Consider the following 15243-nt stretch of genomic DNA (forward strand, 5'->3'; position numbering starts at 1 on the left):
CATGGCGCTGAAGGTCACCATCCTCGGCTGCGGTTCGTCGGGCGGCGTGCCGCGAGCGGGCCTCGGCTGGGGCGCCTGCGATCCGAACGAGCCACGCAACCGCCGCCGTCGCTGCGCCGCGCTGGTCGAGCAGCAGGGTCCGGAGGGCGTCACCAGCGTCCTGATCGACACCGGACCGGACCTGCGCGAACAGCTCCTGTCCGCCGGCGTCACACGGCTCGACGCCGTACTCTACACCCACGACCATGCCGACCACACCCACGGCATCGACGATCTCCGGCCGCTGGTGCTCGCCATGCGCCGCCGCATGCCGGCCCACGCCGACGCGATCACGTCCGGCACCCTGCGCGAACGCTTCGGCTATTGCTTCGCCTCGCCCCCGGGCAGCGACTATCCGCCGATCATCGACCTCGACCTGTTCGAACCGCACGCGCCGGTGAGCATCGCGGGACCTGGCGGTGCGGTGACCTTCACGCCGTTTCCGGTGGAGCATGGCGCCGGGTACAGGGCATTCGGCTTCCGTGTGAACGGCTGCGTCTATTGCCCTGACATCAATCGGCTTTTGCCGGAGAGCGAGCACTACTTCGAAGGCGCCGACACCGTGATCCTCGACGCGCTGCGCTATACCCGCCATCCAACCCATTTCTCGGTCGACGAGGCCTTGGCGGTGATCGACCGCTTCGCGCCGCGCCGCGCCGTGCTGACCAATCTGCATTCCGACATCGATTACGCGACGCTGGCCGCGCGCCTGCCGTCCGGCATCGCGCCGGCCTATGACGGGATGGTCGTGCAGACGGCGTGACGGGTCGTCGGGACCGGTGCCGGGGGGTTCCTGGGACGGATGCGAGTTCCATAATATGTCTTATGCGAATTGCAGGAAGTTTCGATTTTGGTGCGCGTTTCGCCTGCCCTGTCTGCGGCGACGAGGTAAATCGGGAAGTCTGGGCCGGAGATGTGGTGCATCCGGGTTGCGCCAGCGATTTTCATCTGGGAGCTAACCTCCGACGCGCCGGTGGGTTTCGATCTCCGACCTGATGCATTTTTTGGGAGACCACCTGCCTGTAAGCGCGAGCGTCACGGGTTCCGCGCATTATGTGATACATGGAGGGAATGCGAGATGACGCCGAAGCAGCTGATTGTCTCCTCGATAGTGCCATTTGTACTGGCATTGGTGACCTCTTTTCCTCCTTTCGCCACAGGGCGCCCGATGGCCTGCGATACTTCGGGGCCCGTCATTGTGGGGAATTTTCGCATCAATACAGCCCACGAACTGGCGACGGAGATCCCTCATCCCAACAACCCCGGCGCCGCCGTCCGACCTCTGTTCATTTCCCGGGAGCCGGCGCCTGACTGCACAGTTCGGATGGCAGCCATATGGCTGGGCCAGATCTATTCCTCGCGTACGGCGAAGGAGACGCGTCCGAGGGTACATGCTCGCGCCGCCGCCGTCGGGGCAGCGACGATCGTGATCCTTCGTCGCGGGCCAAACGGCTTGCCCTTCCCCACGCCGCCTAGCGACCTGCCGCCTTCCCCGCTTCCGAGCGGCGATATCTGCATAGGCCATATGATCAAGGCCAAGCCTTCATACGAGCGCGAGGTCGGGCATGCGGTGGTCGCCGCGTGCAACCGCCGCTGCGGAGCCGACGGGCACATGCGCGGCTGCAACATCGTTTATCCGCTGTCGGACAATGTCTCGCTGCGGATCCAGTTCTTTGCCGATACGGATGCGGAAGTGGACCTCGAACGGCTCGACCGGGCCGTGCGCGATGTTCTGTCCGATTTCGTCCAGCGTGTTGAAAACTGATGGCAGCCTGTCCTCCAGTCCCCACCGCCGGAGCCGGCTGACCGCCGACATCCTCCACGAAGTCGAACACCGGCGACTTGCACGACGGATTTCATCTGAGAGCTCGCGGCCCGGCATGTCGTCAACGTCGTCCTGAGGGGCCACGTCACACGAACCGGGCTTGAAAATTCGTCAAACCGCGCACCATTTAAAGTCGGGACCACGGTGGCACATGGTGCATAACCGACGCTCCAAAATTCGGTCTTATGGTGCGCACCGGATTATGTGGCCTGGCAGAGCGGAGAGTGCCAGCTGCTATGCTACTCACTCACGCACCGAATTGCGACACTTCCTACTTTGCGCGTCGCGGATAGAGGTCTCGCGCACCCCTCAGTTGCCGCATCCTGTGGACGGCTCCGCGCGGTGCTTGCCATTCGCGGCCGCTCGCCCCCCACACTGAGCCATGACATCCGATCCAGAGACCCCGACGCCCTCCGGCGATATCGCCGACCTCGTCGCCATCATGGCCTGGCTGCGCACGCCGGGACGCGGCTGCCCCTGGGACCTCGGCCAGACTTTCGCGACGATCGCGCCCTACACGATCGAGGAAGCCTACGAGGTGGCCGACGCCATCCAGCGCGGCGACCTCGCCGACCTGAAGGACGAGCTCGGTGACCTCTTGCTCCAGGTCGTCTTCCACGCCCGCATGGCCGAGGAGCAAGGCCTCTTCGCCTTTCCGGACGTCGTCCGCGCCATCACGGACAAGCTGATCCGCCGCCATCCGCACGTCTTCGGCGGCGACCGCGATATGAGCCCGGAGGCGGTGAAGGGGCTCTGGGCCAGCATCAAGGCACAGGAGAAGCGTGCCCGGGCCGTGGAGCGCCAGCGGCTCGGCCTGCCGGCTGAGACGACCGGAGGTGTCCTGGCGGGGGTGCCGCCCGCCCTGCCCGCCCTCACCCGTGCCCTCAAGCTCCAGGCCAAGGCCGGCACGGTCGGCTTCGACTGGAACGACGTCGATGCCGTCCTCGCCAAAATCGTCGAGGAGGCCGGCGAAATCGTCGAGGCACGGACCGAAGGCGCGTCGCGGGAGGCGCTGGCCGACGAGGTCGGCGACCTGCTCTTCGCCGCGGTCAATCTGGCGCGGCACCTCGACGTCGATCCGGAAGCGGCGCTGCGCGGCACCAACGCCAAGTTCGAGCGCCGCTTCGCGGCCATCGAGGCGGCGCTGGCGGCCGAAGGCCGCGGTCCCGCGGAAGCCTCGCTCGCCGAGTTGGATGCGCTCTGGGACGAGGCGAAGCGGCGCGAACGCGAAGGTTGAGGCGGATCAGGCCGTCCCGGTGAGGCGCCGCTCGAGCTGATCGCGCTTCTCAGGCGCGATGCGCAGCGTCACCTGGGTGTCGCCGCTGGCGAGCGCCTTGCGCTCCTCCACCTCGGCATTCTCGTGGATCCAGTGCAGCGTGCCGCCGTCGACCGCCGCCACCGTCACCGTCAGGCGTTCGTGGGCGGCGCGCAGCTTGTCCTCGACCGCGGCGAGGAGGCCCGGAAGCCCCTCGCCCGTCATCGCCGAGACGAAGAAGGGACGCTCGCCTTCCTCATGGCGCGCCGCGCGGTTCAGCGCCTGTTCGCGCGCCTCGGGATCGAGCAGGTCGACCTTGTTCCAGACCTCGATGATGGTGCGCGTCGCGGGGTCGATGCCGAGATCGGCGAGGATCGCCGCGACGTCGGCGGCCTGCGCCTCCGTGTCGCCGTGGCTGACGTCGCGCACGTGCAGGATCACGTCGGCCTCGATCACCTCCTCCAGCGTGGCCCGGAAGGCGGCCACCAGCATGGTCGGCAGGTCCGAGATGAAGCCCACGGTATCGGAGAGGATGGCCTTGGTGCCGTGCGGCAGGCGCATCTGGCGCAGCGTCGGGTCGAGGGTGGCGAAGAGCAGGTCCTGCGCCAGCACCCCGCCGGTGGTCAGCGCGTTGAACAGCGTCGACTTGCCGGCATTGGTGTAGCCGACCAGCGCGATGATCGGATAGGGCACGCGGCGGCGGCTCTCGCGGTGCAGGCGGCGGGTGCGCGTCACCTGTTCGAGCTCGCGCTCGATGCGGGTGATGCGCTCCTGGATCATGCGGCGGTCGGCCTCGATCTGCGTCTCGCCGGGGCCGCCGAGGAAGCCGAAGCCGCCGCGCTGGCGTTCGAGGTGGGTCCAGGAGCGGACGAGCCGGCTCTTCTGGTAGCTGAGATGGGCGAGTTCGACCTGCAGTGCGCCTTCCTTGGTGCGGGCGCGGCGGCCGAAGATCTCGAGGATCAGGCCGGTCCGGTCGACGACCTTCGCCTTCCAGGCCTTTTCGAGGTTGCGCTGCTGGACGGGCGAAAGCGCCGCGTCGACGAAGACGAGGCCGGCATCGTGGGCGGTGACGAGACCACCTATCTCCTCCACCTTGCCCTTGCCGATCAGCGTCGCCGGCCGCGGCATGTTCAGCGAGACGGTGACCGTCTCCATCACCTCGAGGTCGATGGCGGCGGCGAGGCCCACGGCCTCGTCGCGGCGCGCCTCCACCGTGCGCGAGGGCGTATCGGCCCCCTCGCCTCGCCTGCCGGTGAGGACCGGAACGACCACGACGACGCGCGTCGGTTCGCCGCGCGGTTCATCGCCGTCGTGCTGGGTGGTGGAAACGATATCGGGTCGACGAATGTCCAACAGGGCCTCGGGAGAAAACCTCAGCCCTTGTCGCCGTCTCCGTCCTGCGGATCGAACAGCTGGACCGGCGCGCCGGGCATGATCGTGGATATGGCGTGCTTGTAGACCAATTGCGAGTGGCCGTCGCGACGCAGGAGCACACAGAAATTGTCGAACCAGGTGACGACGCCCTGCAGCTTGACGCCGTTGACGAGGAAAATCGTCAGCGGAATCTTATGCTTGCGGACGTGGTTGAGGAAAGTGTCCTGGAGGTTCTGAGCTCGTTCCGCCATTGTCTTTTTCCGTTGTTGCCGCGGACTCACACATGCCGCGAAGGTTTATGGACCGGCCGGGCCGGTCGGGCTTGTTCTTGACGCCTCCATTTAAGGCCGATCCTCCCGCAGCGCACAAGCGAAAGAGTCGTCACGGCCTCGTGTTGGCGCAGGTCTTCGGTTTCAGACGATTTCCGCCACCTCGTGGAACTTGGAGCGCAGCTCCGTGGCGATCGAGCCCGGAGCGCCGTTGCCGACCGGACGCCCGTCGATCTCGACGATGGGCATGACGATCGTCGTCGCCGAAGACAGGAAGGCCTCGCGGGCGTTCTGCGCCTCCTCGATCGTGAACTTGCGCTCCTCGATCCGCAGGCCCTCGCGCTTGCACAGGTCGAAGATGGTGGTGCGGGTGATGCCCTTGAGAATGCCGGTGTCGGCGAAGCGCGTCACCAGCGCCCCGTCCTTGGTGACGATCCAGGCGTTGGTCGAGGAGCCCTCGGTGACGAATCCGTCCTCGTCCACCAGCCAGGCCTCGTAGGCCCCCGCCTCGCGGGCCGCCTGCTTGGCGAGGCAGTTCGGCAGCAGGCCGACCGACTTGATGTCGACGCGCTCCCAGCGGTTGTCGGGCAGCGAGATCACCTTCACGCCCTTGGCGGCGCTCGCCTCGCCCTTGGCCGGGTCGATGTTCTTCGCCGTCACCACGAGCGCCGGAGGCGTACCAGGCTTCGGGAAGGCGTGGTCGCGGCGGGCGACGCCGCGCGTCACCTGGAGGTAGACCAGGCCGTCGCGCACGCGGTTGCGGCGCACCGTCTCGCGCAGCACCATGCCGAGCGGCCGGCGCGCCATGGGCATGGCGATGCGCAGCTCGCCGAGCGAGCGCTCCAGCCTGTCCATGTGGCGCGTCTCGTCGACGAGGCGCCCGCCCCTCACCTCGCAGACCTCGTAGACGCCGTCGGCGAACTGATAGCCACGGTCCTCGATATGAACGGCGGCCTCGCCATGCGGCACATAGCTTCCGTTGACATAGGCGACGCGGGACATTCGGCGGGCTCCTTGGGGATGGACGAGGATCAACGGCGGGTCCTGCCGCAGTGCAGCGGCAATGTGCCATGGTTCGCCGACCGCGCGAAATGCGCCGGCGGCCGCGGCAGCGCAGGGCCGCCCTGCCGAAATCGCGGATCACGCCCCTCACCTCCTCCCGCATCGCCCGGCGTCCCGGCCGCGCGATCACGCCGGAGACACGGCGAAGTGAAGCTGCCCCCTGTTCCGAAGCCGCACCCTCTGGTCGATGGTGCGCCGGTACGGCCGCCAGGGCCGGCGCGAACAGGAGAACGGAATGGACAGGCGAACCTTCGGATGGGGCGTGGCGGCCCTGCCGGTCGCGGCGACCTCGGCCTCGGCCCAGAGCTCGACGCTGGAAGCCAACAAGCGGACGGTGATCGACTTCTACGAGAAGGGCCTGAACCAGAAGGACTTCGAGGCCGCCGCCGTCCATTTCGGCCCGCGCTACATCCAGCACAACCCCGTTGCGCCGGACGGCATCGAGGGGTTCAAGGCCTTCATCGCCTTCCGCAAGGAGCGAACGCCGCAGGCCCACGGGCGCATCGTGCGCGTCTTCGCCGAGGGCGATTTCGTCATCCTGCACGTCCACGCCAAGCGCGACCCCAATGATCGCGGGACGGCGATCGTCGACATCTTCCGGCTCGAGAACGGCAAGATCGTCGAGCACTGGGATGTCATCCAGCCCGTCCCGGAGACCATGGCCCACGGCAACGGCATGTTCTGACGGCACCCGGCGTCAGTCGACGCTGAGCGCCTTCAGCTTGCGGTGGAGCGCCGAGCGCTCCATGCCGATGAACTCGGCGGTGCGCGAGATGTTGCCGCCGAAACGGTTGATCTGGGCGGCGAGATATTCGCGCTCGAAGGCCTCGCGGGCCTCGCGCAGCGGCAGCGCCATCAGGTGCTCGCCCCCCTGCCCCGTCGGCATGGACGGCGCCGCGGCGCCGACGTCCGGCGGAAGCATGGAGACCGAGACCACCGCGTCCGGATCGCCGCCGGCGAGGATCAGCACCCGCTCGATGTTGTTGCGCAGCTGGCGCAGGTTGCCCGGCCAGTCGTGCGACTGCAGCACCGCCATGGCGTCGTCGCCGATCTTGCGCCGCGGCAGACCGGAGACGGTGGCGAGCTGCTCGACGAAATGCTCGACCAGTTCGGGAATGTCCTCGCGCCGCTCGGCGAGCGAGGGCACCCGGACCGGCACCACGGCGAGACGGTGGAACAGATCCTCGCGGAAGCGTCCCTCGGCGATGTCGGCCTGCAGGTCGCGCGCGGTGGCGGAGATGATGCGCACGTCCACCTGCACCTTGGCGGTGCCGCCGACGCGCTGGAAGCTCTGCTCGACGAGGACCCGCAGGATGCGGTTCTGCGTCTCGCGCGGCATTTCCGCCACCTCCTCGATGAAGAGCGTTCCGCCGTGCGCCTCCTCCAGCGCGCCCACCTTGCGGCCCTGGGCGCCGTCGCTCTCGGCGCCGAACAGCTCGATCTCCATGCGGTCGGGGGTGATCGCCGCCGCGTTGATGACGACGAAGGGCCCGCCGGCGCGGGCCGAGGCGGTGTGGATGGTGCGGGCGGTGAGCTCCTTTCCGGCACCCGAGGCGCCGAAGATCATGATGCGGCTGTTGGTGGGGGCGACGCGCTCGATCGTCTGGCGGAGCTGGTTCATGGCCGAGGAGCGGCCGATGAGGCCGGCTGCCTGACCGGAAATCTGGCGGAGCTCCTTGATCTCGCGGCGCAGACGCGAGGTCTCGATCGCCCGCTCCGCGATCAGCACCAGCCGGTCCGCCTTGAACGGCTTCTCGATATAGTCGTAGGCGCCGCGCTTGATGGCAGAGACGGCGGTCTCGATGTTGCCGTGGCCGGAAATCATCACCACGGGCATCTCCGGGTGGCGCTCCTTGATCACGTCGAGGAGTTGCAGGCCGTCGAGGCGGCTGCCCTGCATCCAGATGTCGAGGAAGACGAGGTTGGGCCGGCGTGCCTCGATCGCCGCCAGCGCCTCGTCGGCATTGCGGGCCGTGCGGGTGCGATAACCCTCGTCGTCGAGAATGCCGGCGACGATGTCCCGGATGTCCGCTTCGTCGTCGACAACGAGAATGTCTCCTGCCATGCGTGCTTATCCGTTCTTCGTCATTCCGCTGCGGCGGTCGCCTGGACCGCCAGCCGCTGGTCTCTGAAACTGAGGCGGATCAGGGCGCCCCGCTGCTGCTCGTCGCTTCCCGCCGGAGCATCGTAGAGGCCGAGGCCCCCACCGTGCTCCTCGAGAATTTTGCCGACGATCGCCAGCCCCAGCCCCGTGCCCTTTTCCCGTGTCGTAACGTAAGGCTCAAGCAGCCGATGACGGTTTTCTTTGGGCAGGCCGATGCCGTTGTCGACGACGTCGACGGCGTAGGAGGACTTGTTGGCCGTCAGCCGCACGAGGATCCGGCCCTTGCCGCGCTCCTGCTCCGCCACGGCGGCGATGGCCTCGGTGGCGTTCTTGATGATGTTGGTGAGCGCCTGGCTGATCAGCCGCCGGTCGAAGGAGGCGGGCAGCGGTCCCTCCGGAATGTCGTCGACGATGTCGATCTCCGGATAGCCGATCCGCATCATGAACACCGCTTGGCGGACCGTGTCGGCCACGTCCTCCATTTCGAAGACCGGCTTCGGCATGCGGGCGAAGGAGGAGAATTCGTCCACCATGCGGCCGATGTCCCCGACCTGGCGGATGATCGTGTCGGTGCACTGGTCGAAGACCTCCCGGTCCTCGGTGATGACACGGCCGTAGCGCCGCTTCAGCCGCTCGGCCGAGAGCTGGATGGGGGTGAGCGGGTTCTTGATCTCGTGGGCGATGCGCCGGGCGATGTCGGCCCAGGCGGAGGTGCGCTGGGCGACGACGAGATCGGTGACGTCGTCGAGCGTCACCACCGCGCCGTGGGCGCCGTTCTCGTCCGCCTCAAGCGCCACGCGGACGACGAGGGTGCGCTCGCGCCCGCCCTTCACCAGCATGACCTGGCCCTGGACGATCGGCGCGCCGCGCGCCGCCCCGGCGATCAGCTCGGCGAACTCGGGCACGCTCTCGGCGAGCATGGTGCCGGACAGCTCGCTCTCGCTGACACCGAGGATCTCCATCGCGAACCGGTTGAGCAGCGTCACCCGGCCGGCCTCGTCGAGGCCGATCACGCCCGCGGTGACTCCGGCCAGCACCGCCTCGGTGAAACGGCGCCGGCTGTCGATCTGGTCGCGCGCCGCGATGAGGTCGGCGCGCTGGTCGCGCAGTTCCGCCGTCATCTTGTTGAACGTGTCGCCGAGATTGGCGAGGTCGCCCTCGGACTTGCGGATATGGACCTCGACGTCGAGATCGCCGGCAGCCACCTGGTCCGCCGCGCCGATGAGCCGGCGGATGGGCTGCACCAGGCGGTTGGCGAAGCTGAGGCCGAGATAGACGGCCGACAGGGTGACCAGGAAGGCGATCAGCGCGAACATCAGGGCGAAGGCGATCTGCAGTCCGAGCCGGCGCGACTGCAAGGCCTGGTATTCGAAGAGCCCCGCCTGGGTGGCACGCAGGTGCTGGGCGATCTGCGGGCTGATCTGCCTGACGACGTAGAGGATCTCGTCCCCTCCCCGCTGCAGCTTCAGGATCGCCTCGATGAAGTCGCGGTCGTTGAGCGAGGAGACGTTCGCGATGATGTCGTCGGTCTTGCTCACCTCGTCGAGAATCGCTGCGGGAACGCTGAAATCGGCCTGCATGGGCAGGTCGGCCCGGTCGACGATCGAGCCGTCGGTCTTCAGCACGCGCACCACGGTGAGGCCGCGCACCATGGCCTGTGCGGTGAGGAAACGGCCGAAATTCACCTCCGTCGAATTCAGCGACCGCACCCGCTCGATGTCCTGGACGAGGGCCGCCGCCTCGGCCCGCACCACCTGCACCTGCTCGTTGAGATAGGCGTTGGCGAGATTGGCCGAGGCCTCCACCGACTGGCGGACGCTGCCCGAGAAGATGCTCTCGAGGCCGCGGTCCAGGGTCACCGAGGCGGCGATGGCGATCACCGCCACCGGCACCGAGGCGACGATGGCGAAGAGGCGGACGACGCGCTCGTGCAGGCGGGATGCCGCCTGCCCCGCCCGCCGCGCCCGCCTCAGCACGAGGATCTCCCGCACGATGAGCACGATCAGGGCGCAGACGAGCAGCCCGTCAGCGACGAGCACGGAGAGCACCACCTCGTGGGTGGCGGCGATCGGCAGCAGGCCGGTGACAAGCAGGAAGGTGATGAGGCCGAAGAACAGGGCCACGGCCACCATGATGGGCCCGACCCGGCGGGCCCGCAGGCGCGGCATGAAGGCCGAAGCGTCGGGCGGAGAGGTGGTCGTCGCTGTCTGCGGCGAAATCGTCATCCTGCGATCATCTTCGCAGAGTTCGGCGGAAAGCCGGCACGGCCGACCGCCTCGCTCAATCGTTCCAGGGTGACCCTCTTACAACATGTGTGACCGAAACGTCACGCCCTCGCGTGGACCGCGGACGAAAATGTGACCGCCCCGACCGCACTCACCGCGAGGTACGGATCACCTGGATGTCGAGATCCCGCACCTTCTTGCGCAGGGTGTTGCGGTTCACTCCGAGGAGATCGGCGGCCTTGATCTGGTTGCCGCGGGTCGCCGCGAGCGCCGCCGAGATCAGCGGAATCTCCACCTCGCGCAGCACGCGGTGATAGAGACCCGGCGGCGGAAGATCGTCTCCGAAACCCTTGAAATAGCTCCCCATGTGCCGCTCCACGGAGGCCATCAGCGTATCGTCCTCGCGCGGCTCGTCGCCCGGCGAGGCCGGCTCCGGCGTCGCCAGCTCGTTGTCGACGATGGGCGCGGTGATGATCTCCTGCGGGTAGAGCGCGGTCAGGCGCCGGATCAGGTTCTCCAGCTCGCGGATGTTGCCGGGCCAGCGATAGCGCTTGAGCTTCTCGAGGGCGGCCGAATCGATCTGCTTGGCCGGCAGGCCCTCGCGCTCGGCCTGGGCGAAGAAGTGACGCACCAGATCCGGCACGTCGTCGCTGCGCTCGCGCAGCGGCGGCAGGCGCAGCGGCACGACGTTGAGGCGGAAGAACAGGTCTTCGCGGAACAGGCCCTGCTGGATGAGCTGGCGCAGGTCCTTGTTGGTGGCGGCGACGATGCGCACGTCGGCCTTGATCGGGGTGCGGCCGCCCACCGTGGTGTATTCGCCCTGCTGCAGGACGCGCAGGAGGCGGGTCTGCGCCTCCATCGGCATGTCGCCGATTTCGTCGAGGAAGAGCGTGCCGCCCTCCGCCTGTTCGAACCGGCCGGGATTGCGAGACTGGGCGCCGGTGAAGGCGCCCTTCTCGTGGCCGAACAGCTCGCTCTCGATGAGGTCGCGCGGGATGGCCGCCATGTTGATGGCGACGAAGGGTCCGTTGCGGCGCTTGCCGTAGTCGTGGAGGGCTCGGGCGACGAGCTCCTTGCCCGTGCCGCTCTCGCCGACGATCATCACCGTGAGGTCGGTCTGCATCAGGCGGGCGAGGACGCGATAGATGTCCTGCATGGCCGGCGAGCGGCCGACCAGCGGCATGGTGTCGGCGTCCACCGGCGAGGCCTTGCCGGGCTTGCCCTTGGGCTCGGCCAGGGCCCGCCCGACGATGGCCACCAGTTCCTTCAGGTCGAAGGGCTTCGGCAGGTAGTCGTAGGCGCCCCGCTCGGAGGCCTTGATGGCCGTCATGAACGTGTTCTGCGCGCTCATCACCACCACCGGCAGGTCCGGGCGCAGTTTCTTCATCCGCGGCAGGAGGTCGAAGGCGTTCTCGTCCGGCATCACCACGTCGGTGATGACGAGGTCGCCGTCGCCCTGAGAGACCCAGCGCCACAGCGTCGTCGCGTTGCCGGTCAGGCGGACGTCGTAGCCGGCCCGCGACAGCGCCTGGTTGAGCACGGTGCGGATCGCGGCGTCGTCGTCGGCGACAAGGATGGTTCCCGTCGGCATATGGACCTCTTCAGAGCGCTTTGCGGCCGTTGGTGTCGGTCTGCGACACACGGGCCATGGGCAGAAGGATGCGGAAGACCGTCTTGCGGGGCTGGCTGTCGCACTCGACGATGCCCCCGTGGTCGCCGACGATCTTGGCCACCAGGGCGAGACCGAGGCCGGTGCCCGAACTCTTGGTGGTGACGAAGGGGTCGAACAGGTGCGGCATCAGGTCGTCCGGAACGCCCGGGCCGTTGTCGCGCACGCAGACCTCGAGGGGCAGCGCCACGCGGCTCGACATGCCCGGCATGGTCAGGCGGACGCCCGGGCGGAATGCCGTCGTCAGCAGGATCTCGCCGTCGCCGGCCTGTTCGCCGATGGCCTCGGCGGCGTTCTTCACCAGGTTCAGGAAGACCTGGATGAGCTGGTCGCGATTGCCGAAGACCGGCGGGAGCGAGGGGTCGTATTCCTCGACGAAGCGGATGTGGCGGGCAAAGCCCGACTGCGACAGCTTCTTCACATGCTCGAGCACGACGTGGATGTTGACGGGCTGGCGCTCGACGGGGCGCTCGTCGGAGAAGACCTCCATCCGGTCGACGAGCTTCACGATCCGGTCGGCCTCGTCGCAGATCAGGCGGGTCAGCGTCCGGTCCTGGTCGTCCACGGAGGCCTCGAGGAGCTGCGCCGCGCCGCGGATGCCCGAGAGCGGGTTCTTGATCTCGTGGGCCAGCATGGCCGCGAGCGCCGTGACCGAACGGGCGGCGCCGCGATGGGTGAGCTGGCGGTCCATCTTGTCGGCGATGGTGCGCTCCTGCAGCATCACCACCACGTCGCCCGGCCGCTCGGCCAGCGGCGCGACGTAGATGTCGACGATCCGCTCGTGTCCGTTGCGCGGGGTGCCGAGGTCGACCTTGTACTCGTTGACCGGGGCATGGCGCTCGCGGACCTGCTCGACGAGCGCGAGGAGCGGCGAGCCGAAGGGCACGAGCTCCTTCAGCGCATGGCGCTTCAGCACCGAGATCGAGGCCTGGAAGAAGCCCTCGGCGGCGGCATTGCCGTCGAGCACCATGCCCGTCGCCGAGACGCTGATGACGGGGTGCGGCAGGGCGTTGAGAATCGAATCGTGCACCGGGAGCATCTGTGCCGAGGCCTTCATGCCGCGCGCCTCCACTGGAATCGGTCGTAGCTCTCGGCGAGCGCGGCGACGACCCGGCGCGGATCCTCCGACGTGAGGACGCGGCGGCGCGCCTCGCCGAGCAAGTCGTCGCCGACGCCGCAGGTCGCGGCCGCGGCGTCCAGGGCCCATCCGAGGTGCTTGCGGGCGTGGCGGATGCCGACGCCCAGGCCGTAATGGGCGAGCTGGGCTTCGTAGAGCTCGACGGCGCAGGCGAGCTGGGTGGAAAGATCGGGATCGGCGGGCACGGTTTGCCCGGCGAGATGGGCGGCGACCTGCGACGGCAGCCAGGGACGGCCCTGGGCGCCGCGGCCGACCATCACCGCGTCGGCGCCGGACTGCGCCAGCGCCAGGCCCGCATCCTCCGGTGTCTCGATGTCGCCGTTGGCGACCACTGGGACCGTCACCGCCGCCTTGACGGCCGCGATGGCCCGCCAGTCGGCCCGGCCCTTGTAGAACTGCTGACGCGTGCGCCCGTGCACCGTGACGAGGGCGACGCCCGCCTGCTCGGCGCGGCGCGCCAGGTCCGGCGCGTTGAGCGAGGCATGGTCCCAGCCGAGCCGCATCTTCAGCGTCACCGGAACGCCCACCGCGGCGACCGTCGCTTCGATCAGGCGTTCCGCGTGGTCGAGGTCGCGCATCAGCGCCGACCCCGCATAGCCGCCCGTCACGCGCTTCGCCGGGCAGCCCATGTTGATGTCGATCACGTCGGCCCCCGCCGCCACGGCGATCCGGGCCCCTTCGCCCATCCAGTGCGGATCACAGCCGGCGATCTGCACCACGTGCGGGGACAGGCCCTCCCCCTCGGCGCGCAGCCGCGCCTCCTCCTCGCCGGCGGCAAGGCCGTCGCCCGGGACCATTTCCGACACGGTCCAGCCCACGCCGAACCGCGCCACCATCCGCCGGAAGGGCGCGTCCGTGATTCCGGACATGGGTGCGAGCGCAACGGGGGATGCCATCTCGAACGGCCCGATCGACAGCACGCGCCGGACAGGCGCAGGGGTCGATGGGTTGGTCATTCAACTGCCTATTTCGTAAGCGTGATGCGGTGATGCCTACACTTTAGACATCATTTTTCGCGCTGCACAAGAGGCGGGCCTCACGACAAGACAGGACGTGGTGAACGCGCTAGGGAAAGCGCTGAAAAACTGGACGCCCCGCATGCGCTCGAAACCCCATGTCGCCGCCATCGTCGTCGCCGCCGGCCGCGGCCTGCGCGCCGGCGGCGGCCGGCCGAAGCAGTACAGGATGCTGGCAGGCCGGCCGCTCCTGAGCCATGCGCTCCGTACATTCCAGCATCATGACGGCCTCAGCCAGCTCCTCGTGGTGATCGGCGCCGGAGACGAGGACCTCTACGGGGCGGCGGTGACGCTCTCGGCGACCCTGCTGCCGCCCGTCACGGGCGGTGAGACGCGGCAGGCCTCGGTGCTGGCGGGTCTCGAAGCGCTGGCGGCGACGCCCCCCGACATCGTCCTGGTCCACGACGCCGCCCGTCCCTTCGTCTCCGCGCGGCTCATCGACGACGCCATCGCGACCGTCGCGACCGGCGCCGTGGCCGCCGTCCCGGGCACCGCCGTGGTCGACACGATCAAGACGGTGGACGCCGACGGCCGGGTCGTCGGCACGCCGGAGCGCGCCGCCCTGCGCGCCGTGCAGACGCCACAGGCCTTCGCCTTCCCGGCTTTGCTGGACGCCCATCGCCGCGCGGCGGCGGCCGGCATCGTCGGCCTCACCGACGATGCCTCGGTGATGGAATGGGCCGGCCATCCCGTCACGGTCTTTCCGGGCGAGTCCGGCAATGTGAAACTCACCCTTCCCGAGGATTTCGATGCGGCGAAACGGCGGATGCAGACGGCGATGAACGACGTGCGTGTCGGCCAGGGCTATGACGTCCATGCCTTCACCGAGGGCGATCACGTCTGGCTGGGCGGCATCCGGATCGCCCATGACCGCGGCGTCCTCGCCCATTCCGACGGCGACGTGGTGCTGCACGCCGCGACCGATGCGATTCTCGGTGCGCTCGCCGACGGCGACATCGGCACCCATTTCCCGCCGAGCGATCCGCAGTGGCGCGGCGCCTCCTCCGACCGGTTCCTGGCCCATGCGGCCGGTCTCCTCGCCGCGCGGGGCGGCCGCCTGGCCATGCTCGACGTGACGGTGGTCTGCGAGGCCCCGCGCGTCGGGCCGCACCGCGAGGCCATGCGGGAGCGGATGGCGGCGATCCTCGGCGTCGGCACAGACCGCATCGCCGTCAAGGCGACGACATCCGAGAAGATGGGCTTCACCGGGCGCCGTGAAGGTCTCGCCGCCCTCGCCGTCGCCACCGTTCGTCTGCCGGGACAGTGA

13 protein-coding genes are annotated in these 15243 nt (G+C 68.6%); 5 read left to right on the plus strand and 8 right to left on the minus strand.

The features are described 5' to 3' along the window. Window position 1: 1 nt before the first annotated feature. From C6569_RS07580 to mazG, 3 genes are all read left to right on the plus strand, one after another. Window positions 2–802 carry an MBL fold metallo-hydrolase gene (locus C6569_RS07580; RefSeq protein WP_106748274.1) on the plus strand — a complete coding sequence of 267 codons (801 nt, stop codon included), beginning with the start codon at window positions 2–4 and terminating at the stop codon, window positions 800–802. Between the two features lie 315 nt (window positions 803–1117). Beyond that, window positions 1118–1804, plus strand: a complete 687-nt coding sequence (locus C6569_RS21685) for a hypothetical protein (RefSeq protein WP_146144755.1) — start codon at window positions 1118–1120, stop codon at window positions 1802–1804. Between the two features lie 442 nt (window positions 1805–2246). Continuing rightward, on the plus strand, window positions 2247–3101 hold the full coding sequence (gene mazG, locus C6569_RS07590) for a nucleoside triphosphate pyrophosphohydrolase (RefSeq protein ID WP_106748276.1): 855 nt from the start codon (window positions 2247–2249) through the stop codon (window positions 3099–3101). A 6-nt stretch (window positions 3102–3107) separates the two neighbouring features. Here the strand turns inward: mazG and hflX are convergent, their stop codons facing one another. From hflX to C6569_RS07605, 3 genes are all read right to left on the minus strand, one after another. Continuing rightward, entirely contained in the window at window positions 3108–4466 is a 1359-nt protein-coding gene (hflX, locus tag C6569_RS07595) for a GTPase HflX (protein WP_245898321.1), read from the minus strand. 26 nt (window positions 4467–4492) lie between these two features. Next, window positions 4493–4744: an RNA chaperone Hfq gene (gene hfq / locus C6569_RS07600; RefSeq protein ID WP_106748278.1), complete on the minus strand. Its 252-nt coding sequence runs from the start codon at window positions 4742–4744 to the stop codon at window positions 4493–4495. Between the two features lie 162 nt (window positions 4745–4906). Then, a complete protein-coding gene (locus C6569_RS07605) occupies window positions 4907–5764 on the minus strand; it encodes a D-amino-acid transaminase (RefSeq protein WP_106748279.1) in 858 nt (285 codons plus the stop codon). A 295-nt stretch (window positions 5765–6059) separates the two neighbouring features. Between C6569_RS07605 and C6569_RS07610 the strand changes: the two genes are divergently transcribed. Further along, entirely contained in the window at window positions 6060–6509 is a 450-nt protein-coding gene (locus C6569_RS07610; RefSeq protein ID WP_106748280.1) for a nuclear transport factor 2 family protein, read from the plus strand. Between the two features lie 12 nt (window positions 6510–6521). Here C6569_RS07610 and ntrX read toward each other — a convergent pair whose 3' ends face one another. The 5 genes from ntrX to dusB form a co-directional block, all read right to left on the minus strand. Further along, entirely contained in the window at window positions 6522–7889 is a 1368-nt protein-coding gene (gene ntrX / locus C6569_RS07615; protein ID WP_106748281.1) for a nitrogen assimilation response regulator NtrX, read from the minus strand. A 20-nt stretch (window positions 7890–7909) separates the two neighbouring features. Further along, complete coding sequence (locus tag C6569_RS07620; protein ID WP_106748282.1) at window positions 7910–10153, minus strand: sensor histidine kinase NtrY-like; 2244 nt, start codon at window positions 10151–10153, stop codon at window positions 7910–7912. Between the two features lie 151 nt (window positions 10154–10304). Continuing rightward, entirely contained in the window at window positions 10305–11744 is a 1440-nt protein-coding gene (ntrC, locus tag C6569_RS07625; protein ID WP_106748283.1) for a nitrogen regulation protein NR(I), read from the minus strand. A 10-nt stretch (window positions 11745–11754) separates the two neighbouring features. Then, window positions 11755–12879 (minus strand): two-component system sensor histidine kinase NtrB, encoded by a 1125-nt coding sequence (locus tag C6569_RS07630; protein WP_106750942.1) that lies wholly within the window; start codon window positions 12877–12879, stop codon window positions 11755–11757. After that, window positions 12876–13916 carry a tRNA dihydrouridine synthase DusB gene (gene dusB / locus C6569_RS07635; RefSeq protein WP_106748284.1) on the minus strand — a complete coding sequence of 347 codons (1041 nt, stop codon included), beginning with the start codon at window positions 13914–13916 and terminating at the stop codon, window positions 12876–12878. The genes C6569_RS07630 and dusB overlap by 4 nt, the downstream gene beginning before the upstream one ends. A gap of 142 nt (window positions 13917–14058) precedes the next feature. Here dusB and C6569_RS07640 point away from each other — a divergent pair, with 142 nt between their 5' ends. After that, entirely contained in the window at window positions 14059–15243 is a 1185-nt protein-coding gene (locus C6569_RS07640; RefSeq protein WP_106748285.1) for a bifunctional 2-C-methyl-D-erythritol 4-phosphate cytidylyltransferase/2-C-methyl-D-erythritol 2,4-cyclodiphosphate synthase, read from the plus strand.

The sequence above is a fragment of the Phreatobacter cathodiphilus genome (genome assembly GCF_003008515.1).
Classification (GTDB): Bacteria; Pseudomonadota; Alphaproteobacteria; order Rhizobiales; family Phreatobacteraceae; genus Phreatobacter; species Phreatobacter cathodiphilus.

Excerpts from the sequence above, each read along its gene's own strand:
- ntrX (WP_106748281.1), bottom strand. The coding sequence starts at position 7,889 with ATGGCAGGAGACATTCTCGTTGTCGACGACGAAGCGGACATCCGGGAC.
- hfq (WP_106748278.1), bottom strand. The coding sequence starts at position 4,744 with ATGGCGGAACGAGCTCAGAACCTCCAGGACACTTTCCTCAACCACGTC.
- dusB (WP_106748284.1), bottom strand. The coding sequence starts at position 13,916 with ATGACCAACCCATCGACCCCTGCGCCTGTCCGGCGCGTGCTGTCGATC.
- C6569_RS07630 (WP_106750942.1), bottom strand. The coding sequence starts at position 12,879 with ATGAAGGCCTCGGCACAGATGCTCCCGGTGCACGATTCGATTCTCAAC.
- C6569_RS07580 (WP_106748274.1), top strand. The coding sequence starts at position 2 with ATGGCGCTGAAGGTCACCATCCTCGGCTGCGGTTCGTCGGGCGGCGTG.
- C6569_RS07620 (WP_106748282.1), bottom strand. The coding sequence starts at position 10,153 with ATGACGATTTCGCCGCAGACAGCGACGACCACCTCTCCGCCCGACGCT.
- C6569_RS07640 (WP_106748285.1), top strand. The coding sequence starts at position 14,059 with ATGCGCTCGAAACCCCATGTCGCCGCCATCGTCGTCGCCGCCGGCCGC.
- ntrC (WP_106748283.1), bottom strand. The coding sequence starts at position 11,744 with ATGCCGACGGGAACCATCCTTGTCGCCGACGACGACGCCGCGATCCGC.
- C6569_RS21685 (WP_146144755.1), top strand. The coding sequence starts at position 1,118 with ATGACGCCGAAGCAGCTGATTGTCTCCTCGATAGTGCCATTTGTACTG.
- C6569_RS07605 (WP_106748279.1), bottom strand. The coding sequence starts at position 5,764 with ATGTCCCGCGTCGCCTATGTCAACGGAAGCTATGTGCCGCATGGCGAG.
- C6569_RS07610 (WP_106748280.1), top strand. The coding sequence starts at position 6,060 with ATGGACAGGCGAACCTTCGGATGGGGCGTGGCGGCCCTGCCGGTCGCG.
- mazG (WP_106748276.1), top strand. The coding sequence starts at position 2,247 with ATGACATCCGATCCAGAGACCCCGACGCCCTCCGGCGATATCGCCGAC.